We start from the raw sequence: 21475 nt of genomic DNA, 5'->3' as shown, positions 1-21475 counted from the left end.
CTTAACGGCTCCTGTTTAAGTTAAGACTTAGGCTGTTCTGACTGGGCGCCGCCTGCGGCTTGCTCTTTCGTCTCAGCCTTCACTTCCTGCACTTTTACCTGAGCGCCAGGACGAACTTTTTGTAATCCGGTGACGATGACGCGATCGCCCGTTTTCAGGCCATCGGTAACCAGCCATTTATCCCCAATCGCCTGAGTGGCGGTGATTTGACGCTGTTCAACTTTGTCGCCTTCGCCAACCACCATCACGCTCGCATCGCCGCGCGGCGTACGGGTCACGCCCTGTTGAGGCACCAGCAGCGCATTCGGGTTAACACCTTCTTCAAGACGAGCGCGTACGAACATACCCGGCAGCAGGGAATGATTCGGGTTCGGGAAAATAGCACGCAGCGTAATAGAGCCGGTGGTCTGGTCAACGGTCACGTCAGAGAACTCGAGGGTACCGGTTTGCGGCAGTTTTTCACCGTTGCTGGCGACCAGTTCCACTTTCGCTTTACCGTTTTCCTGTTTCAGCTTGCCGCTTTCCAGTTCTTGTTTCAGACGCAGGAAATCGTTGCTCGACTGGGTGACATCCACATAAATCGGATCCAGCTGCTGCACGGTAGCCAGCGCGGTAGCCTGACCGCTCTGCACCAGCGCGCCTTCCGTTACGGCGGATTTACCAATACGACCGCTGATAGGGGAGGTGACTTTGGTGTAAGCGAGGTTAATACGCGCGGTTTCAACGGCGGCTTTCGCAGCCACGACAGCGGCATTGGCCTGCATCGCATCAGCCTGCGCCGTATCCAGATCCTGTTGACTGATGTAATTGGTGCCAATCAGTTTCTGATAACGGTTAAGGGTAACCTGAGCAATTTTCGCTGCGGCCTGCGCTTTCGCCAGATCGCCTTTGGCGCTCTCATAAGAGGCCTGATAGGTGGCTGGATCAATCTGATAAAGCGAGACGCCCGCTTCGATATCGCTACCTTCGGTGAAGTTACGTTTTAAGATAATGCCGCTGACCTGAGGTCTGACTTCCGCGATGCGATACGCGCTGGTACGGCCAGGCAATTCAGTGGTGATTTGCAGAGGTTCAGATTTGAGTGTCACAATCCCAACTTCTGGCGCCTGTCCGGCACCCTGTTGCTGAGCCGGTTTATCATCACATCCTGTAAGCGCTAAGCTGCCTGAAAGCATCAGAACGACCGCCAGAGGCGTGAACCCTCTGTTTTTGTTCATAGGTAAACCTCGAGTATCCGATTTCAAATTGATCAATGGATCAAGCGTCCACAAACCCATTGCTGCGTTTATATTCTGGTCATGCTATGTTACATACATTCATAAATGTATGTAAATCTGACTCCTGTAAAATCACCTACATATGGCACGAAAAACCAAACAACAAGCGTTAGAAACACGTCAGCACATTCTTGACGTGGCAATGCGATTGTTCTCTCAGCAAGGTGTATCTTCAACCTCGCTGGCTGAAATTGCGCAGGCGGCGGGTGTGACACGCGGCGCGATTTATTGGCACTTCAAAAATAAGTCAGACTTATTTGGTGAAATTTGGGAGCTGTCAGAGTCCAGCATTAGCGATCTTGAGCTTGAGTATCAGGCAAAATTCCCGGACGATCCACTCTCAGTTTTGCGGGAAATCCTGGTTTATATTCTGGAGGCGACAGTTATTGAAGAACGCCGTCGGCTAATGATGGAAATCATTTATCACAAGTGTGAGTTTGTCGGTGAAATGGCAATTGTGCAACAGGCACAGCGCAGTTTATGTCTTGAAAGTTACGATCGTATTGAGCAAAACCTTAAGCGCTGCATACAAGCGAAAATGTTACCGGCAGATCTGTTGACCCGTCGGGCGGCGATCCTGATGCGCAGTTATATTTCCGGCATTATGGAAAACTGGTTGCTCGCGCCACAATCCTTTGATCTCAAAAAAGAAGCGCGGGATTACGTGGCGATTTTGCTGGAGATGTTCCAGTTCTGCCCGACGATGTGTAAAGCGCCCGGTACCCTGTCCGCTTAGGACAAAATCTCCGTCGCCAGGATTTATCCTGGAGGCTTTGCGCGCCGCTAGGTAGTCGCTGGCGGGCGTGATATTCTCCGTGCCAGGCTATTTCCGGCCGCTTTCCGGTTAAGAACACATTCACACTAAAATTATGCTGCACACCATACGCCCGCAAAACCCGATTTCCGCGTTTGCCTTTGCGCTGTGTTTATTCGTCGCGTCATTTTGCGTCACGATAAACGTAGCCCAGGCCGCAACCGATCTGCCATCCCGCGCCGAAACGCAAAGTCGGCTGGATGCGCTGAACAAGCAAAAAACCCACAGTCCGCAGGATAAACTGGTCATTGAAGATCTGACCGAAACCCTGGACACGCTTGATAAAATCGAGCGTATCAAACAGGAAACGGCGCTGCTGAAACAGAAAGTCGCCCAGGCCCCGGAAAAACTCCGTCAGGCGACGGAAGGGCTGAACGCGTTAAACGATAAAGACAATGACGACGAAACGCGTAAAACCCTGGCCGCGCTGTCGTTGCGTCAGCTGGAATCCCGCGTTGCTCAGGTGCTGGATGATTTGCAGACGGCGCAAAACGATCTCTCCACCTATAACAGCCAGCTGGTGTCTTTACAGACACAGCCGGAGCGGGTGCAGAACGCCATGTATGCCGCCTCCCAGGAGTTGCAACAGATCCGCAACCGTCTGAACGGCACCATGACCGGAGAAGGGGCGCTGCGTCCTACGCAGCAAGAGCTGCTGATGGCGCAACAGGCGCTGCTGAACGCGCAAATTGAGCAGCAGCGGAAAAGCCTCGAAGGGAATACCACGCTGCAGGATACGCTGCAAAAACAGCGCGATTACGTCACCGCCAACAGTAATCTGCTGGAGCATCAGCTACAGCTGTTACAGGATGCGGTCAATAATAAGCGCCTGACGCTTACCGAAAAAACCGCCCAGGAAGCCGTCAACCCGGACGAAACCGCCCGTATCCAGGCGAATCCGCTGGTGAAACAGGAGCTTGATATTAACCATCAGCTCAGCCAGCGGCTGATTGATGCCACCGAAAGCGGCAACGCGCTGGTGCAGCAAAATATCAAAGTCAAAAACTGGCTCGATCGCGCCCTGCAATCCGAACGCAACGTCAAAGAGCAGATCGCGGTGCTGAAAGGCAGTCTGCTGTTATCCCGCATTCTGTATCAGCAGCAACAGACGCTGCCGTCGGCGGATGAGCTGGAAGACATGACCAACCGCATCGCGGATTTGCGTCTGGAACAGTTTGAAATCAACCAGCAACGTGACGCGCTGTTCCAGAACGACGCCTTCGTGTCGAAGCTGGAAGAGGGCCACCAGAGCGAGGTGAATGATGAAGTGCATGACGCGCTGCTTCAGGTGGTGGATATGCGTCGTGAGCTTCTCGATCAGCTGAACAAGCAGCTGGGCAATCAGCTGATGATGGCGATTAACCTCCAGGTGAATCAGCAGCAGCTGATGAGCGTCTCCAAAAGCCTGCAGGAAATCCTTACCCAGCAAATATTCTGGATCAACAGTAATAAGCCGATGGACTGGGAGTGGCTGAAAGCCTTCCCCGAAGCGCTGAAAGAGCAGATCAAATCGACCAACATCACCGTTAACTGGGAAAAAGCCTGGCCTGCGGTGGCTATCGCGCTGCTCGCCGGATTGCCGCTGCTGCTGATTGCCGGTCTGATCCGCTGGCGTCTGCGCTGGCTGAAACAGTATCAGGCGAAGCTCGCGGATGAAGTGGGACAGCTGCGTAACGACAGCCAGCTGCATACGCCAAAGGCCATTCTTATCGATCTGATCCGTGCCCTGCCGGTATGCATGCTGATCCTCGCCGCTGGCCTGATCCTGCTCACCATGCAGCTCAATATCAGCGAACTGCTGTGGGCGTTCAGTAAAAAACTGGCGCTTTACTGGCTGGTATTCGGCTTGTGCTGGAAAGTGCTGGAAAAAGACGGCGTCGCCGTGAAGCATTTCAACATGCCTCCCGCGCTCACCAGCCACTGGCGTCGGCAGATTGTGCGGTTAAGCCTCGCTCTGCTGCCGCTGCATTTCTGGTCGGTGGTATCGGAACTGTCACCGCTGCACCTGATGGATGATGTGATAGGGCAGGTGGTGATTTTGCTTAACCTGCTGGTTATCTCCGCGCTGATCTGGCCGATGTTTCGCGAAAGCTGGCACGATAAAGAGTCGCACAGCATTCGTCTGATCACCATTACCGTGCTGTCGATTGTGCCGGTGGCGTTGATGGTGCTGACGGCCACGGGCTATTTCTATACCACGCTGCGCCTCTCCGGCCGCTGGATCGAAACCGTCTACCTGGTGATTATCTGGAACCTGCTGTACCAGACCGTCCTGCGCGGTTTAAGCGTGGCGGCCCGCCGTATTGCCTATCGTCGGGCGCTGGCGCGTCGACAGAACCTGGTGAAAGAGGGCGCAGAAGGGGCCGAGCCGCAGGAAGAGCCGACCATGGCGCTGGAGCAGATCAACCAGCAAACCCTGCGTATCACCATGCTGGTGATGATTGCGCTGTTCGGCGTGGTGTTCTGGGCGATCTGGTCTGATTTAATCACCGTCTTCGCTTATCTCGACAGCATTACGCTGTGGCATTACAACGGCAGCGAAGCGGGCGTTAACGTGGTGAAAAACGTCACCATGGGCAGTCTGCTGTTTGCCGTCATTGCGCTGGTGGTGGCCTGGGCGCTGATCCGCAACCTGCCGGGTCTGCTTGAAGTGCTGGTGCTCTCACGGCTGAAAATGCGCCAGGGCGCGTCCTACGCCATCACGCAGATCCTTAATTACGTGATCATCGCCGTCGGCGCGATGACGGTCTTCGGCTCGCTCGGCGTGTCGTGGGATAAACTGCAATGGCTGGCCGCGGCGCTCTCTGTCGGTCTGGGTTTTGGTTTGCAGGAGATCTTCGGTAACTTCGTCTCCGGCCTGATCATTCTGTTCGAACGTCCGGTGCGCATTGGCGATACCGTGACTATCGGCACCTTCTCCGGTACGGTCAGTAAGATCCGCATTCGCGCCACCACCATTACCGATTTTGATCGTAAAGAGGTGATCATCCCGAACAAAGCCTTTGTGACCGAGCGGCTGATCAACTGGTCGCTGTCCGATACCATCACCCGCGTGGTGGTGCGTCTTGGCGTGGCTTACGGTTCGGATCTGGAGAAGGTCAAAGAGGTCTTGCTAAAAGCGGCGATGGAGCATCCGAAAGTGATGCACGATCCGGAACCGGCGGTGTTCTTCACCACCTTCGGGCCGAGCACGCTGGATCACGAACTGCGTCTGTACGTGCGCGAACTGCGCGACCGCAGCTACACCGTGGATGAGCTGAACCGCACCATTGACCGTCTGTGCCGTGAAAACGGTATCGACCTTGCCTTTAACCAGCTGGAAGTGCATCTGCATAACGCGAAAGGCGACGAGCATACCGAAGTCAAACGTGACCTGCGCGGGAATAATTCCGCGCCAGGCATCGCCTGACAGACATCCGCCGATCCTCTCCCACAGGAGAGGGTCACTCTGTGGCGGCGCTTGCCGCCACTTTCTTTTCAAAATCCCGGCGTACGATCTCCAGCGCTTTCAGCACCGTATCCGGCGGAATGGCGTGTTCTTCCAGCAGCATAATCAAATCCACCGCCAGTTTAATGTCGTCCGGGGCATTCTCTAATGACATGATAACGTCTTCCTTAGCGGGTCATCCGTGCCAGCACGGACTCAATACGATGTAATGCAGTCTGACAGCGGGACAGCCGGCCTTGCAGCGCCACGATCTCCTGTTGCAGTTTCTGCTGTTCTGCCGGATCGACGGCTGCGCGGCATCGCGCTTCCCGTGTCTGTTTCATTTCGATCAGACGGCGCTCAAACTCCTGATGCTGCAAACGGCGGCGCTGCCATTTTGCGATCCCCGGCGACGCATGATCCCACTGCCTGAGCGACCAGGTGGCGGTTTCGCGCATCAGGGCGGCAATTTGCGCGCTGAGATGCTCCGCCAGCCAGCTTACCTGCGCCAGTTGCGCTTTCTCAACCGCATGATGAAGGGCGGCGAGATTGGCTTCCGCCTCTTCAAGACAGGCGGACATCAGCGTGCTGCGCGTGCGGAAAAGCTGGCGATCGAAGCGCGCGCTGACGGTGGCATGGCCGGCAAGGGGCGCAACCTGCATCCGTAATGCCGCCAGTTGCTCAGCGAGCGTCTGTAAAAGTCGAACCGTTTTCACCTGTCTCTCCGGTCATTCATTCAAAGCCTGTGTTAAAGTGACCCTAACATCAGATAACGATCCCTATCATGCAACGCACTATTTTAATCATCATCGGCTGGCTGGCGGTAGTCCTGGGGACGCTGGGCGTCGTGCTGCCGCTGTTACCCACTACGCCTTTTATCCTGCTTGCCGCCTGGTGCTTTGCCCGCTCCTCGCCGCGCTTTCACCAGTGGCTGCTTTATCGCTCATGGTTTGGCGGCTATCTGCGGCACTGGCAGAAGCACCGCGCGATGCCGCCGGGCGCGAAGCCCCGCGCAATCGTGGTGATCCTGCTCACCTTTGCGCTGTCATTATGGCTGGTAAAGCTGATGTGGGTACGCATTTTGTTGTTATGCATCCTCGCCTGCCTGCTGATTTTTATGTGGCGCATCCCGGTGGTTGACGAAAAACAACAAAATCAGTGACGCGAACGGAAGTGTGTTGCATTTGTCGCGCGCAGCCAGTAAATTCGAGCGTTTTCGAGCACGGGCACTCCTGGTTAAATGTTAAACAATGGTTGCATTTGATCCTTCTCAGCGTGCCGTGAGTAACACCGTTTCTATCAGGCAAAAAATCCATGACCGCGACTGCGCAGCAGCTTGAATATTTAAAAGACAGCATCAAAAGTATCCAGGATTATCCGAAACCGGGCATCCTGTTCCGTGATGTCACCAGTTTGCTGGAAGACCCGAAAGCCTACGCCCTCAGCATTGAACTGCTGGTTGAGCGCTTTAAGGATGCCGGTATCACCAAAGTTGTTGGTACTGAAGCCCGCGGCTTCCTGTTCGGCGCACCGGTTGCGCTGGCGCTGGGCGTTGGTTTCGTTCCGGTGCGTAAGCCCCGTAAACTGCCGCGTGAAACCATCGCGGAAAGCTATGAGCTGGAATACGGCACCGATCAGTTAGAGATCCACGTCGATGCCATCAAGCCTGGCGACAAAGTGCTGGTGGTGGACGATCTGCTGGCGACCGGCGGCACCATCGAAGCCACCGTGAAGCTGATCCGCCGTCTGGGCGGCGACGTCACAGACGCGGCCTTTATCATTAACCTGTTTGATATCGGCGGCGAACAGCGCCTTGAAAAACAGGGTATTAAATGCTTTAGCCTGGTGCCATTCCCGGGTCACTAATACCCGTCATCGACATTCATCATGCGGGCCTGCTGGCTTGCATGATGAAGTGTATTCAGCCTGTTGCTGTGTTAGCATAACCCCTCGTAAATCACCTTTCAGCGTTGCAGAGCCTGCCAATGAGCTATCAGGTCTTAGCCCGTAAGTGGCGACCACAAACTTTTGCTAACGTTGTCGGCCAGGAACATGTGCTGACCGCCCTGGCGAACGGCTTATCCCTGGGACGCATTCATCATGCGTATCTCTTTTCCGGCACCCGCGGCGTCGGTAAAACGTCCATTGCCCGTCTGCTGGCGAAGGGACTGAACTGCGAAACCGGGATCACCGCCACGCCCTGCGGCGTCTGCGATAACTGCCGTGAAATCGAGCAGGGGCGCTTTGTCGATCTGATTGAGATCGATGCCGCTTCCCGCACCAAAGTTGAAGATACCCGCGATCTGCTGGATAACGTGCAGTACGCGCCAGCCCGTGGCCGCTTCAAGGTCTATCTGATCGATGAAGTGCACATGCTGTCGCGCCACAGCTTCAATGCGTTACTGAAAACGCTGGAAGAGCCGCCTGCGCATGTCAAATTCCTGCTGGCGACCACCGATCCGCAAAAACTGCCGGTGACGATCTTATCGCGCTGCCTGCAATTCCATCTCAAAGCGCTGGACGTCGATCAGATCCGCCAGCAGCTTGAGCACATTCTCGACGAAGAAAAAATCAGCCACGAGCCGCGCGCCCTGCAACTGCTGGCGCGCGCCGCCGACGGCAGCCTGCGCGATGCCCTGAGCTTAACCGATCAGGCGATTGCCAGCGGCGACGGTCAGCTGACCACTCAGGCCGTCAGCCAGATGCTCGGCACGCTCGACGACGATCAGGCGCTGTCGCTGATTGAAGCGGTGGTGGAAGCCAACGGCGAACGCGTCATGGCGCTGCTCAACGACGCCGCCGCCCGTGGCGTGGAGTGGGAAGCCCTGCTGGTGGAGATGCAAACGCTCTTACACCGCATCGCCATGGTGCAACTCTCCCCGGCCGCGCTCAGCAGCGACATGGCTGCCATTGAGCACCGTATGCGCGAGCTGGCCCGCACCGTGCCGCCGACTGACGTGCAGCTCTACTACCAGGCGATGCTGATTGGTCGTAAAGAATTGCCGTACGCGCCGGATCGCCGTATGGGCGTCGAAATGACGCTGCTGCGTGCGCTGGCCTTCCACCCGCGCCAGCCGCTGCCGGAGCCGCAGGTTCCGCAGCAGTCTTTCGCGCCGGTGGCCCCCACGGCTGTTCTGAACCCGACGCAGGTCGCCCCGCAACAACACGCCGTCGCCCCACCGGCCATAAGCCATGACGCGCCATTACCGGATACCACCAGTCAGGTGCTGGCGGCGCGTAATCAGCTTCGTGCCCAGGGAGCGACCAAAGCAAAAAAGAGTGAACCGGCAGCGGCAACCCGCGCGCGGCCGGTGAATAACGCTGCGCTGGAGCGCCTGGCGACCATGAGCGAACGCGTGCAGTCGCGTCCTGCTTCATCGACCCAGGAGGCTCCGCCTGCTAAAAAAGAAGCGTATCGCTGGAAAACGACCACGGTCACCGAAGCGGTAAAAGAAGAAGTCGCCACGCCGAAGGCGCTGAAAAAAGCGCTGGAGCATGAAAGAACGCCGGAGCTGGCGAAAAAACTCGCGGAAGAAGCCATTGCCCGCGATCCCTGGGCGGCGCAGGTCAGCCAGCTTAATCTGCCGAAACTGGTGGAGCAGGTGGCGCTCAACGCCTGGAAAGAACAGGACGGCAACCGCATTTGCCTGCATCTGCGTCCGACCCAGCGCCATCTGAATTCGGCGGGTGCGGCTAAGGTGCTGACGGAAGCGCTGTCGACCTTATGCGGCGAAGCAGTTGAACTGACTATCATTGAAGATGATAATCCGTCGGTACGCACGCCGCTGGAATGGCGGCAGACGATTTATGAAGAAAAACTCGCGCAGGCGCGCGAGTCGATTGTCGCGGATAATAATATCCAGACGCTGCGGCGCTTTTTTGACGCGGAGCTGGATGATGAAAGTATTCGCCCCATTTGACAGCCAGCGGTGCTGACTGTCGCCAACCCTGAATGTGACTTACCTGACCGGTAAATCACCCCTAGCCTGAGAGAGAAGCCTATGTTTGGTAAAGGTGGTCTGGGTAACCTGATGAAACAGGCCCAGCAGATGCAAGAAAAAATGCAGCAGATGCAGGAAGAGATCGCGAAGCTGGAAGTGACCGGCGAATCCGGCGCGGGCCTCGTTAAAGTGACCATCAACGGCGCGCATAACTGCCGTCGCGTGGAAATCGATCCGAGCCTGCTCGAAGACGATAAAGATATGCTGGAAGATCTGGTGGCGGCAGCCTTCAACGATGCGGCGCGTCGTATTGAAGAAACCCAGAAAGAAAAAATGGCGGGCGTGTCCTCCGGCATGCAGTTGCCGCCAGGCTTTAAGATGCCGTTCTGATGCAAGCCAGCCCGCTGTTAAATCAGCTGATGGAAGCACTGCGCAGTCTGCCGGGCGTTGGCCCGAAGTCCGCGCAGCGTATGGCGTTTTCGCTGCTCCAGCGCGATCGCAGCGGCGGTATGCGACTGGCACAGGCCCTGACGCGCGCAATGTCTGAAATCGGTCATTGCGCACAGTGCCGCACCTTCACCGAACAGGAAGTGTGCAATATCTGCGCAAATCCGCGTCGCCAGGAAAACGGTCAAATCTGCGTGGTGGAAAGTCCTGCTGACATCTACGCCATTGAGCAGACCGGACAGTTTTCCGGCCGTTACTTTGTGCTGATGGGGCATCTGTCGCCGCTCGATGGCATCGGGCCGAACGACATTGGCCTTGATAAGCTTGAGCAGCGGCTGTCGTCTGAACAGATGAAAGAGGTGATCCTCGCCACCAATCCGACGGTGGAAGGGGAGGCGACCGCCAACTATATTGCGGAGCTGTGCGCGCAGTATGGCGTCGATGCCAGCCGTATCGCCCACGGCGTGCCGGTGGGCGGCGAGCTGGAGATGGTCGACGGCACGACGCTGTCGCACTCGCTGGCCGGGCGTCACAAGATCCACCTTTAGTAAAAATCAGTAAAAAAAATCGGGGGCATTTCTTTGCCCCCGCTTGAAATTCTTCCCGCATATCCCCATTTCCCCCTCAACACCAAATGGCATTGTTGAGGTATTTTTTCGATGAAAGGACAAGAAACACGCGGTTTCCAGTCAGAGGTCAAACAGCTTCTGCATCTGATGATCCACTCGCTGTATTCCAACAAAGAAATCTTCCTGCGTGAGCTTATCTCTAACGCCTCGGATGCGGCAGATAAACTGCGCTTTCGCGCGTTGTCGAATCCCGATCTTTATGAAGGCGACGGTGAGTTGCGCGTACGCGTCTCCTTCGATAAAGAGAAGCGTACATTGACCATTGCCGACAACGGTATTGGTATGAACCGTGACGAGGTCATCGACCATCTGGGTACGATCGCCAAATCCGGCACCAAATCTTTCCTCGAAGCCATGGGCTCTGACCAGGCGAAAGACAGCCAACTGATCGGTCAGTTCGGCGTCGGCTTCTACTCGGCGTTTATCGTGGCCGATAAAGTCACCGTGCGCACCCGTGCGGCAGGCGACAGCGCGGAAAACGGCGTGTTCTGGGAATCTGCCGGTGAGGGCGACTACACCGTTGCCGATATCACCAAAGAGGATCGCGGCACCGAGATCACCCTGCATCTGCGCGAAGGGGAAGACGACTTCCTCAACGACTGGCGCGTGCGCTCTATCATCAGCAAATACTCCGATCACATTGCGCTGCCGGTAGAAATCGAGAAACAGGAAGAGAAAGACGGCGAAACCATCGTCAGCTGGGAAAAAATCAACAAAGCCCAGGCCCTGTGGACCCGTAACAAGTCGGAAATCAAAGACGACGAGTACAACGAATTCTACAAGCACATCGCCCACGACTTTACCGATCCGCTGACCTGGAGTCACAACCGCGTTGAAGGTAAACAGGAATACACCAGCCTGCTGTATATTCCGTCCCGCGCGCCTTTTGACATGTGGAACCGCGATCACAAGCACGGTCTGAAACTCTACGTGCAGCGCGTGTTCATTATGGACGACGCTGAACAGTTCATGCCGAACTACCTGCGCTTCGTGCGTGGCCTGATCGACTCCAACGATCTGCCGCTGAACGTCTCCCGTGAGATCCTGCAGGACAGCAACGTCACCCGCAACCTGCGCAGCGCGCTGAGCAAACGCGTTCTGCAAATGCTGGAAAAACTGGCGAAAGACGATGCTGAAAAATACCTCACTTTCTGGAAGCAGTTCGGTCTGGTGCTGAAAGAAGGCCCGGCGGAAGACACCGCCAACCAGGAAACCATCGCTAAACTGCTGCGCTTTGCCTCCACGCACACTGATTCTTCAGAGCAGACCGTGTCGCTCACCGATTACGTGTCGCGCATGAAAGAAGGCCAGGAGAAGATCTACTACATCACCGCCGACAGCTACGCGGCCGCGAAGAGCAGCCCGCACCTGGAGCTGCTGCGTAAGAAGGGCATCGAAGTGCTGCTGCTCTCTGACCGCATCGATGAGTGGATGATGAGCTACCTGACCGAGTTCGACGGCAAGCCGTTCCAGTCTGTCGCCAAAGCCGATGAGTCACTCGACAAGCTGAACGACGAAGTGGACGAAAGCGCGAAAGAAGCGGAAAAAGCGCTGGAGCCGTTTGTTGAGCGCGTGAAAACCCTGCTGGGCGACCGTGTGAAAGAGGTGCGTCTGACGCATCGTCTGACCGACACGCCAGCCATCGTCACCACCGATAACGACGAAATGAGCACCCAGATGGCGAAACTCTTTGCCGCTGCGGGCCAGGCCGTTCCGGACGTGAAGTACATCTTTGAACTGAATCCGGATCACGCTCTGGTAAAACGCGCCGCCGATACCCAGGACGACGCGCAGTTTAAAGAGTGGGTTGAACTGTTAATGGATCAGGCGCTGCTTGCCGAGCGCGGCACGCTGGAAGATCCGAACCAGTTTATCCGCCGTATGAACCAGCTGCTGGTTTCCTGATAGCGTCATTTCCTGCCGGATAAGCCCCTGCGCTTATCCTGTCTGGACGATCAACCTGTATGCCGGATAAGCGTCAGCGCCATCCGGCATTTTTTCGCCAGAATTACCGCTTTTCTTATAATTCCCCATTAACCGTTTCAGCGTCGGGCGCCTTTCTTGAGGCGAAGGCGTGATAATGGTATCTTTTAGCGCTTTTTTAAAAAATTTTGATAACCTTTGAGGGGATTTTCGCAATGCGTATCATTCTGCTTGGCGCTCCAGGCGCGGGGAAAGGAACTCAGGCACAGTTCATCATGGAGAAATATGGCATTCCGCAAATTTCCACAGGTGACATGCTGCGTGCCGCGGTTAAATCCGGCAGCGAGCTGGGCAAACAGGCAAAAGACATCATGGACGCCGGTAAACTGGTTACCGATGAGCTGGTTATCGCGCTGGTGAAAGAACGTATCTCTCAGGAAGATTGCCGCAACGGTTTTCTGTTAGACGGCTTCCCGCGTACCATTCCGCAGGCTGACGCCATGAAAGAAGCCGGTATCAACGTGGATTACGTCCTGGAATTCGACGTACCGGACGAACTGATCGTTGACCGTATCGTTGGCCGTCGCGTTCATGCGGCCTCTGGCCGTGTTTACCACATCAAATTCAATCCACCGAAAGTGGAAGGCAAAGACGATGTTACCGGCGAAGAGCTGACCACCCGTAAAGACGATCAGGAAGAAACCGTGCGTAAACGTCTGGTGGAATACCATCAGCTGACCGCGCCGCTGATCGGCTACTACCAGAAAGAAGCCGAAGCCGGCAACACCAAATATGTGAAAGTCGACGGCACCAAAGCGGTGAGCGACGTTCGCGCAGAGCTGGCCAACATCCTCGGCTAATGCTTATCCCCGGTGATCTCACCGGGGAACTCCCTTCTGTTTTCCCTTTCGCTACAATTGGTTTCGTTTACCTGCAATTCAGCTACAATTATCGCCCGTTTAAAAGGATAAGAGGCGCGAATGAGTCAGGCGAAAACCGGCATACTGCTGGCGAATCTGGGCACCCCGGATGCACCCACACCCCAGGCCGTTAAACGCTATTTACGGCAGTTTTTAAGCGACCGGCGGGTGGTCGATACCCCACGTCTGCTGTGGTGGCCGCTGTTGCGCGGCGTGATCCTGCCGATCCGTTCACCGCGCGTCGCCAAACTTTATCAGTCCGTGTGGATGGAAGAAGGCTCGCCGCTGATGGTCTACAGCCGTCGTCAGCAACAGGCGCTGGCCGCCCGTCTGCCGGAAATGCCGGTGGCGCTCGGTATGAGCTACGGCTCGCCATCGCTGGAAAGTGCCGTGGACGAACTGCTGTCGCAGGGGGTGGAACATCTGGTGGTGCTGCCGCTCTATCCGCAATATTCCTGCTCCACCGTGGCTGCCGTCTGGGATGAGCTGGCGCGTATTCTGGCAAAAAAACGCCGTATTTCCGGCGTCTCTTTTATTCGCGATTACGCCGACAATTCAGCCTATATAGACGCGCTGGTAAACAGCATTCGCGCCTCCTTTGCCGTTCATGGCGAGCCGGATCTGCTGCTGCTCTCCTATCACGGGATCCCGCAGCGCTATGCTGACGAAGGGGATGATTATCCGCAGCGCTGCCGCGACACCACCCGTGAAGTGGTTTCCGCCCTTGGCCTGCCGCCGGAAAAAGTGATGATGACCTTCCAGTCGCGCTTTGGCCGCGAGCCGTGGCTGACGCCGTACACCGACGAGACGCTGAAAATGCTCGGTGAAAAGGGCATTAAGCACATCCAGGTACTGTGCCCGGGATTTGCCGCTGACTGCCTGGAAACGCTGGAGGAAATCGCCGTGCAGAACCGCGAATTCTTCCTCGAAGCGGGTGGCGAAAAATATGAATATATTCCGGCGCTTAATGATTCAGCCGATCATATTGAGATGATGGTCAGCCTGACGGCCCCTTATCGCTGATCGCGAAGCGGGCCGCGAGTGTGCTACCATTTGCGGCCCAATTCTTCACTATTACTGATTATGAAATTTCCCGGCAAACGCAAATCCAAACACTACTTTCCTGTTAACGCCCGCGATCCGCTGTTACAACAACTTCAGCCGGTCAGCGACGCCAGTAATTCCTGGGTGGTGGGTATTGATCAGACGCTTGTAGATATCGAAGCGAAAGTGGATGACGCGTTTGTTGAACGTTACGGTCTGAGCGCCGGGCATTCGCTGGTGATCAGCGATGAAGTGGCGGAAGCGCTGTACCAGGAGCTGATGCGCGACAACCTCATCACGCACCAGTTTGCCGGCGGCACCATCGGCAACACCATGCACAACTATTCGGTGCTGGCGGATGACCGCTCGGTGCTGTTGGGCGTAATGTGCAGCAATGTCGAGATCGGCGGCTATGCCTATCGCTATCTGTGCAACACCTCCAGCCGTACCGATCTGAATTACCTTCAGGGCGTTGATGGCCCGATAGGGCGCTGCTTTACGCTGGTGAGCGACTCCGGCGAGCGAACCTTTGCAATCAGCCCTGGCGCGATGAACCAGCTGCGCCCGGAAAGCATTCCGGAAGCGGTGATAGCCGGTGCCTCGGCGCTGGTGCTGACCTCCTACCTGGTGCGCTGCAAACCGGACGAGCCGATGCGCGACGCGACCATGAAAGCGGTGGAGTACGCCAAAAAGCATAACGTGCCGGTGGTACTGACGCTGGGCACCAAATACGTTATCGCCGATAACCCGCAGTGGTGGCGTGATTTCCTGAAAGAGAATGTCTCGATCCTCGCCATGAACGAAGAGGAAGCGGAAGCGCTGACCGGCGAGAGCGATCCGCTGCTGGCCTGTAACAGCGCGCTGGACTGGGTGGATCTGGTGCTCTGCACCGCCGGTCCGGTGGGTTTATATATGGCGGGTTTCACCGAAGAGCAGGCGAAACGCAAAACCCAGCACCCGTTGCTGCCGGGGGCGATCGCGGAATTCAACCAGTATGAGTTCAGCCGCGCCATGCGTCATCAGGACTGCCAGCAGCCGCTGCGCATTTTCTCCCATATCGCGCCTTACATGGGCGGCCCGGAGAAAATCATGAACACTAACGGCGCAGGCGATGGCGCGCTGGCAGCGCTGCTGCACGATATCACCGCCAACAACTTCCATCGCACTAACGTGCCGAACTCCAGTAAGCATAACTACACCTGGCTCAGCTACTCATCGCTGGCGCAGATGTGCAAATACGCTAACCGTGTGAGCTATCAGGTGCTGAATCAGCATTCGCCACGTCTGACCCGCGGGCTGCCGGAGCGTGAAGACAGCCTCGAAGAAGCTTACTGGGAGCGTTGATTTCGTGATTACAGGCCGGACAGGATAGTAAAACTTGTCCGGCACCCTGACCTTATACTGTCACCACGTCGCCCGCAGGCGGCGTTTCCAGCAGTTCCAGCATGGTGCGGGCGATTTCGCGCTCGCCCATCACCACCTGATTGGCACCGCGTTCAGTGATGTAATCCACCTCATCGTCATAATGCGCGCGGGCGATAATCTCAATGTTCGGGCACTTCTCCCGCGCCGAGGCCACGATTTCCCCGGCTTCATAGCCGTTCGGGATCGTCAGCAGCAGCCAGCGGGCGCAGTCGAGATGCGCCAGATTCATGATCTCTTCATTGGCGGCGTTGCCGAGCACCGCGCGGATACCCCGCTCGCGCAGCTCATCGACGCGGGAGCGGGAGGTTTCGATCACCACCAGCGGAATACCCTGCGCCATCAGCTTCTCACCCAGCAGGCTGCCGACGCGGCCAAAGCCCACCAGCAGCGCATGATTACAAATGTCCACCGGGATCTGCTTCTCTTCTTCGATGGCTTCTTCCAGCGTCTGCTCTTCCAGGGTTTCGGTTTTATCGAGGTATTTTTCAAGGATGGCGAACAGGATCGGGTTCAGCATAATCGACAGGATCGCCCCGGCCAGCACCAGGTTCTGCCCGGTCTGTGGCAGCAGATCAAGAGCCATTCCCAGTCCGGCGAGGATAAAGGCGAATTCACCGATTTGTGCGAGGCTGGCGGCGATGGTCAGCGCCGTGCGTGGCGAGTGACCAAACAGGCGCACCAGGAAGAAGGCGGCCACGGATTTACCGAAGATAATGATCGCCAGCGTACCCACAACCGCCAGCGGCTCATCGATCAGGATCAGCGGATCGAACAGCATGCCCACCGACACAAAGAACAGCACCGCGAAGGCGTCGCGCAGCGGCAGGGTATCGTGCGCCGCCCGGTGGCTCAGTTCGGATTCGTTCAGCACCATACCGGCGAAGAACGCGCCGAGGGCAAAGGAAACGTCGAACAGCTCCACCGCGCCAAAAGCAATGCCGAGGGCCAGCGCCAGCACCGAAAGCGTAAAGAGTTCCCGCGATCCGGTCGCCGCGCTGCGTGCGAGGATCCACGGCACCAGACGGCGGCCCACCAGCATCATGATGGCGATAAAGGCCACCACCTTACCGATGGTGATACTCATATCCAGCGCCAGAGTGGCGAGGCCGACATTGCCTTTTTCCATCATGCCCGCCACCGCAGGCAGCAGCACCAGCGTCAGCACCATCACTAAATCTTCAACGATCAGCCAGCCAATGGCGATTTGCCCGCGCTGACTGTCGATAAGCTGCCGCTCCTCAAGGGCGCGCAGCAGCACCACCGTACTGGCGGTGGAAAGACATAAACCAAATACGATACCGGTCATCAGTGACCAGCCCATCAGAGACGAGAGCGCCATGCCCAGCAGGGTTGCCACCGCAATCTGTGCGATAGCGCCGGGTATGGCGATGGACTTTACCGCCATCAGATCCTTCAGCGAAAAATGCAGCCCCACGCCAAACATCAGCAGGATCACGCCCAGCTCGGCCAGTTCAGGTGCCAGTTTGGTATCGGCAACGAAGCCCGGGGTAAAGGGTCCGGCTAACACACCCGCCAGCAAATAGCCCACCAGTGGCGAAATGCGTAATTTGTTGGCAAGCATGCCGAGGATAAAAGCGAGCACAAGGCCGCCGACAATGGTGGTGATAAGCGGTGTGGCGTGATGCATCCCATCTCCTTTCGTGAAGGTGTGTATCCATTTTTGGTCGAAAACCAAAAGCCCGAATTACAGTTTATGACAATTTTAACCATTATGTTGATGAATAATTGTTGAATTCTGAAGAAAAGAGCAACCTGTGCTAAAAAATCGGGCATCAGCCAGGATCTGAAAGGAGAGGGGCTGGCGGGCTGATGGGGCGGGAGGATCGGGCGACCACCCATGCGGTTTGGTCGCCCGTAAATTACGCTTTCTGCCGGTTATCGGGCAGGAATATCGTTAAGATCCCCAGTAATGGCAGGAAAGCACAGATTTTATAAACCAAAAAGATACTGGTATGGTCGGCAACCAGCCCCAGCACAGCGGCGCCAAGGCCTCCCATGCCAAAAGCAAAGCCGAAGAACAGACCGGAAACCATGCCAATCCGCCCCGGAAGCAGCTCCTGGGCATAGACCAGGATGGCGGAAAACGCCGAGGCGAGAATAAAGCCAATGATCACCGTTAAAATGCCGGTCCAGTACAGAGATGCATAGGGTAAAACAAGGGTAAAGGGCGCAACGCCGAGGATTGAGCCCCAAATCACATATTTACGGCCAATCTTATCCCCGAGAGGGCCGCCAATCATGGTGCCAGCGGCCACAGCAAACAGAAACGCAAACAGATGATACTGGGCGTTTTGCACCGATAAACCAAATTTTTCCATCAAATAAAAGGTGTAATAGCTGCTGATGCTCGCCATATAGAAATATTTCGAAAAAATCAGCATCAGCAGGATGGAAACGGCGAGGATCACCTTATTGCGCGGTAGCGGATTGATTACTTTCACCGCCGGTTTGCCTTTATTGACGCGATGCTGCGCCGCATACCAGCGGCTGACCTGCGCCAGCACCACGATCGCCAGCAGCGCAGCCAGCACGAACCAGGCAACGTTGCCTTTGCCGTATGGGGCGATCACTAACGCCGCCAGCAAAGGGCCGAGTGAACTGCCGAAGTTGCCGCCCACCTGGAACAGGGACTGCGCCAGGCCATGACGTCCACCGGAGGCCATGCGTGCCACGCGGGATGACTCCGGGTGGAATACTGACGATCCCGTGCCCACCAGCGCGGCCGCCAGCAGCACCATGCCGAAACTGCCCGCCAGCGCCAGCAGCACCAGTCCGCTCAGCGTAAAGCACATGCCAATCGGCAATGACCACGGCATCGGGTGTTTATCGGTATAAGCGCCGACCACCGGTTGCAGCAGCGACGAGGCCATCTGGAAGGTCAGGGTGATCAGACCGATCTGCACGAAAGTGAGGGAAAACTCAGACTGTAACAGCGGATAAATCGCGAGGATGAGCGATTGCAGCATATCGTTAAGCAGATGAGAGACGCTGATCGCCCCCAGAATGCCAAACGAGGTGCGCGCCTGCGGCGACGCAGGCGATCCCGACAAGGCCGGGGCGGGTTCACTTATTGCCATAAAATTCACTTCTTTTTAATGGTGGAAGGGGCAGGTGTTTATCATAAAGATGACTAATAATTATCTGCCTAACATACCTGCCCGAAAGGTTTGAAGGAAGTCGCAATTCTGAAAACTTATTTGTCTAATATTGCCGGGCACGCTACTTTTTGCGTCTGTTAAGGATCAGGGAGAGAAGCATGAAATTTGTAAAGCAGGGCATCGCGCTGGCAATGCTGGCGGCATTGGGGCTGACGACTTTACCGGCTCAGGCCTACGAAAAAGATAAAACCTATAAAATCACCATTCTGCATACCAACGATCATCACGGCCATTTCTGGCGTAACGATTACCGTGAATATGGTCTGGCGGCGCAAAAAACGCTGGTGGACGGTATTCGCAAAGAGGTGGCGGCAGAGGGCGGCAGCGTGCTGCTGCTCTCCGGCGGCGACATCAATACCGGCGTGCCGGAATCCGATCTTCAGGACGCCGAACCCGATTTTCGCGGCATGAATTTGATTGGTTATGACGCGATGGCCGTCGGCAACCACGAGTTTGATAACCCGCTCAGCGTGCTGCGCCAGCAGGAAAAGTGGGCGAAATTCCCGTTCCTCTCCGCCAATATTTATCAGAAAAGCACCAACGAACGGCTGTTCAAGCCCTGGGCGATTTTCAAACGCCAGGACTTAAAAATTGCGGTTATCGGCCTGACCACCGATGACACGGCAAAAATCGGTAATCCCGAGTATTTCACCGACATTGAATTTCGCAAACCGGCGGAAGAAGCGAAGCTGGTCATTCAGGAGCTGAATGCCAACGAGAAGCCGGACATCCTGATCGCCACAACGCATATGGGCCATTACGATAACGGCGAGCACGGCTCCAATGCGGCAGGGGATGTGGAAATGGCACGCAGCCTGCCGGCGGGCGCGCTGACGATGATTGTCGGCGGTCACTCGCAAAACCCGGTATGCATGGCGTCGGAAAACAAAAAACAGGTGGATTACGTGCCGGGTACGCCGTGCGCGCCGGATCGCCAGAACGGTATCTGGATCGTACAGGCGCATGAATGGGGAAAATATGTCGGGCGAGCTGATTTTGAATTCCGCAATGGCGAGATGAAAATGGTGCGTTACCAGCTGATCCCGGTCAACCTGAAGAAAAAAGTGACCTATGATAACGGCGACAGTGAACGCGTGCTCTACACGCCGGAAATCCCGGAAAACGCCCAGATGCTCTCTCTGCTGACGCCGTTCCAGAACAAAGGCAAAGCCCAGCTGGATGTGAAAATAGGTAACGTGAACGCGCACCTGGAAGGCGATCGCAGCAAAGTGCGTTTTGTGCAGACCAACCTGGCGCATCTGATCCTTGCGGCGCAAATGGCGCGCACCACTGCCGATTTCGCGGTGATGAGCGGCGGCGGTATTCGGGATTCCATTGAGGCCGGGGACATCACCTACAAAGACGTGCTGAAAGTGCAGCCCTTTGGCAACATCGTGGTCTATGTCGACATGAGCGGCAAAGAGGTGACAGAGTACCTGAGCGCCGTGGCGAAAATGAAACCAGATTCCGGCGCTTATCCGCAGTTTGCTAACGTCAGCTTCACTTCTGCGAACGGCCAGCTTAACGATCTCAAAATCAAGGGCGAACCGGTGGATGACGCCAAAACCTACCGCATGGCGACGCTGAGCTTTAACGCCACCGGCGGCGATGGCTACCCGCGCATTGATGAAAAGCCGGGCTATGTAAATACCGGCTTTATTGACGCGGAAGTGCTCAAGCAGTTTATCCAGCAGAATTCACCGCTGGATGCCGCGACCTTTGAGCCGAAAGGCGAGGTGGTCTGGCAGTAACCCTTTCTCTTGCCCTCTCCCTGGGGAGAGGGCCGGGGTGAGGGGCCTACTCGCGGCGGGCAATATCGGCGAATTTCGCATCAAGGATCTTCGCCAGATCCGCCGCCGCCAGCTCAATATCCAGCCCGCGTTTGCCGCCCGACACATAAATGGTGGCAAACTGCTGCGCCGGGGCGTCGATCAGCGTCGGCAGACGCTTTTTCTGCCCTAACGGACTGATGCCGCCCACCAGGTATCCCGTAGTGCGTTGCGCCACCATCGGATCGGCCATATCCACTTTCTTCGCGCCCAGCGCCTTCGCCACTTTCTTCAGATCCAGCTGTCCGGCCACCGGCGTGACGGCGACGGCTAACTGCTTCATGTCGCCGTTTATCGCCACCAAAAGCGTTTTATAAACCTGATCGGCATTCAGGCCGAGCTTACGCACCACTTCATCGCCAAAATTCGTTTCGCTGGGATCGTGATCGTAAGCGTGAAGCTGAAAAGTAACCTTGTTTTTTTCCAGTAATTTAACGGCGGGTGTCATAAAAATCCTTCTTACCACTGAGGTATCACACAGCCAGCATACGCCGGGCAAGGGGCGCAAAAATAGTACCATCTTGCGCAATAGTGTTGGCAGTTGCGCTAACTTTGAGCGACAATTAGCGCGCACTGGCGTTAACGCCAGAACTACAATAATGATGAAATTCCTCTTTGAC

General features: G+C 56.2%; 18 protein-coding genes and 1 other annotated feature. Of the genes, 12 read left to right on the top strand and 6 right to left on the bottom strand.

Annotated features, from left to right (window positions below; genetic code table 11):
* Positions 1 to 20: 20 nt before the first annotated feature.
* Positions 21 to 1217, bottom strand: coding sequence for a multidrug efflux RND transporter periplasmic adaptor subunit AcrA (gene acrA, locus ACQUTD_RS06790; protein ID WP_318375864.1), 1197 nt, complete (start codon positions 1215 to 1217; stop codon positions 21 to 23).
* Positions 1218 to 1359: 142 nt separating this feature from the next.
* Here acrA and acrR point away from each other — a divergent pair, with 142 nt between their 5' ends.
* Together acrR and mscK are read left to right on the top strand one after the other, a co-directional pair.
* A complete protein-coding gene (gene acrR / locus ACQUTD_RS06785; protein ID WP_072567582.1) occupies positions 1360 to 2013 on the top strand; it encodes a multidrug efflux transporter transcriptional repressor AcrR in 654 nt (217 codons plus the stop codon).
* A 133-nt stretch (positions 2014 to 2146) separates the two neighbouring features.
* Entirely contained in the window at positions 2147 to 5500 is a 3354-nt protein-coding gene (gene mscK / locus ACQUTD_RS06780; RefSeq protein WP_473274104.1) for a mechanosensitive channel MscK, read from the top strand.
* Positions 5501 to 5534: 34 nt separating this feature from the next.
* Here the strand turns inward: mscK and rsmS are convergent, their stop codons facing one another.
* A complete protein-coding gene (rsmS, locus tag ACQUTD_RS06775) occupies positions 5535 to 5693 on the bottom strand; it encodes a pleiotropic regulatory protein RsmS (protein ID WP_072567584.1) in 159 nt (52 codons plus the stop codon).
* Positions 5694 to 5706: 13 nt separating this feature from the next.
* On the bottom strand, positions 5707 to 6234 hold the full coding sequence (priC, locus tag ACQUTD_RS06770) for a primosomal replication protein N'' (protein ID WP_473274107.1): 528 nt from the start codon (positions 6232 to 6234) through the stop codon (positions 5707 to 5709).
* Positions 6235 to 6302: 68 nt separating this feature from the next.
* Between priC and ACQUTD_RS06765 the strand changes: the two genes are divergently transcribed.
* From ACQUTD_RS06765 to ACQUTD_RS06725, 9 genes are all read left to right on the top strand, one after another.
* On the top strand, positions 6303 to 6680 hold the full coding sequence (locus ACQUTD_RS06765; RefSeq protein ID WP_318375866.1) for a DUF454 family protein: 378 nt from the start codon (positions 6303 to 6305) through the stop codon (positions 6678 to 6680).
* A 152-nt stretch (positions 6681 to 6832) separates the two neighbouring features.
* Entirely contained in the window at positions 6833 to 7384 is a 552-nt protein-coding gene (apt, locus tag ACQUTD_RS06760) for an adenine phosphoribosyltransferase (RefSeq protein ID WP_318363262.1), read from the top strand.
* 119 nt (positions 7385 to 7503) lie between these two features.
* Positions 7504 to 9438: a DNA polymerase III subunit gamma/tau gene (dnaX, locus tag ACQUTD_RS06755; protein WP_473274108.1), complete on the top strand. Its 1935-nt coding sequence runs from the start codon at positions 7504 to 7506 to the stop codon at positions 9436 to 9438.
* Positions 8771 to 8835 (top strand) — a sequence feature (DnaX frameshifting element). (Overlaps the previous gene by 65 nt.)
* A gap of 81 nt (positions 9439 to 9519) precedes the next feature.
* On the top strand, positions 9520 to 9849 hold the full coding sequence (locus ACQUTD_RS06750) for a YbaB/EbfC family nucleoid-associated protein (protein ID WP_072567589.1): 330 nt from the start codon (positions 9520 to 9522) through the stop codon (positions 9847 to 9849).
* A complete protein-coding gene (gene recR, locus ACQUTD_RS06745) occupies positions 9849 to 10454 on the top strand; it encodes a recombination mediator RecR (protein ID WP_072567590.1) in 606 nt (201 codons plus the stop codon). Before ACQUTD_RS06750 ends, recR begins: the two co-directional genes overlap by 1 nt.
* Before the next feature lie 111 nt (positions 10455 to 10565).
* Positions 10566 to 12440: a molecular chaperone HtpG gene (gene htpG / locus ACQUTD_RS06740; protein ID WP_473274110.1), complete on the top strand. Its 1875-nt coding sequence runs from the start codon at positions 10566 to 10568 to the stop codon at positions 12438 to 12440.
* Positions 12441 to 12673: 233 nt separating this feature from the next.
* Complete coding sequence (gene adk / locus ACQUTD_RS06735; RefSeq protein ID WP_072567592.1) at positions 12674 to 13318, top strand: adenylate kinase; 645 nt, start codon at positions 12674 to 12676, stop codon at positions 13316 to 13318.
* A gap of 120 nt (positions 13319 to 13438) precedes the next feature.
* Complete coding sequence (hemH, locus tag ACQUTD_RS06730; RefSeq protein ID WP_473274112.1) at positions 13439 to 14401, top strand: ferrochelatase; 963 nt, start codon at positions 13439 to 13441, stop codon at positions 14399 to 14401.
* A gap of 60 nt (positions 14402 to 14461) precedes the next feature.
* Positions 14462 to 15766: an inosine/guanosine kinase gene (locus ACQUTD_RS06725; RefSeq protein ID WP_473274113.1), complete on the top strand. Its 1305-nt coding sequence runs from the start codon at positions 14462 to 14464 to the stop codon at positions 15764 to 15766.
* Between the two features lie 52 nt (positions 15767 to 15818).
* Here ACQUTD_RS06725 and ybaL read toward each other — a convergent pair whose 3' ends face one another.
* Positions 15819 to 17495, bottom strand: coding sequence for a YbaL family putative K(+) efflux transporter (ybaL, locus tag ACQUTD_RS06720; RefSeq protein ID WP_473274114.1), 1677 nt, complete (start codon positions 17493 to 17495; stop codon positions 15819 to 15821).
* 232 nt (positions 17496 to 17727) lie between these two features.
* Positions 17728 to 18945, bottom strand: a complete 1218-nt coding sequence (locus ACQUTD_RS06715) for an MFS transporter (protein WP_072567596.1) — start codon at positions 18943 to 18945, stop codon at positions 17728 to 17730.
* A 179-nt stretch (positions 18946 to 19124) separates the two neighbouring features.
* Between ACQUTD_RS06715 and ushA the strand changes: the two genes are divergently transcribed.
* Positions 19125 to 20777 carry a bifunctional UDP-sugar hydrolase/5'-nucleotidase UshA gene (gene ushA, locus ACQUTD_RS06710; protein WP_473274115.1) on the top strand — a complete coding sequence of 551 codons (1653 nt, stop codon included), beginning with the start codon at positions 19125 to 19127 and terminating at the stop codon, positions 20775 to 20777.
* 46 nt (positions 20778 to 20823) lie between these two features.
* On the opposite strand, the gene ybaK is transcribed toward ushA, so the two are convergent.
* Positions 20824 to 21303 (bottom strand): Cys-tRNA(Pro)/Cys-tRNA(Cys) deacylase YbaK, encoded by a 480-nt coding sequence (gene ybaK / locus ACQUTD_RS06705; RefSeq protein WP_321986995.1) that lies wholly within the window; start codon positions 21301 to 21303, stop codon positions 20824 to 20826.
* Positions 21304 to 21475: the final 172 nt, after the last annotated feature.

This window comes from Enterobacter sp. K510 (assembly GCF_055804875.1).
Note: the sequence above shows the minus strand (reverse complement) of the source record. Positions and strands in the feature narration are given on the sequence as shown.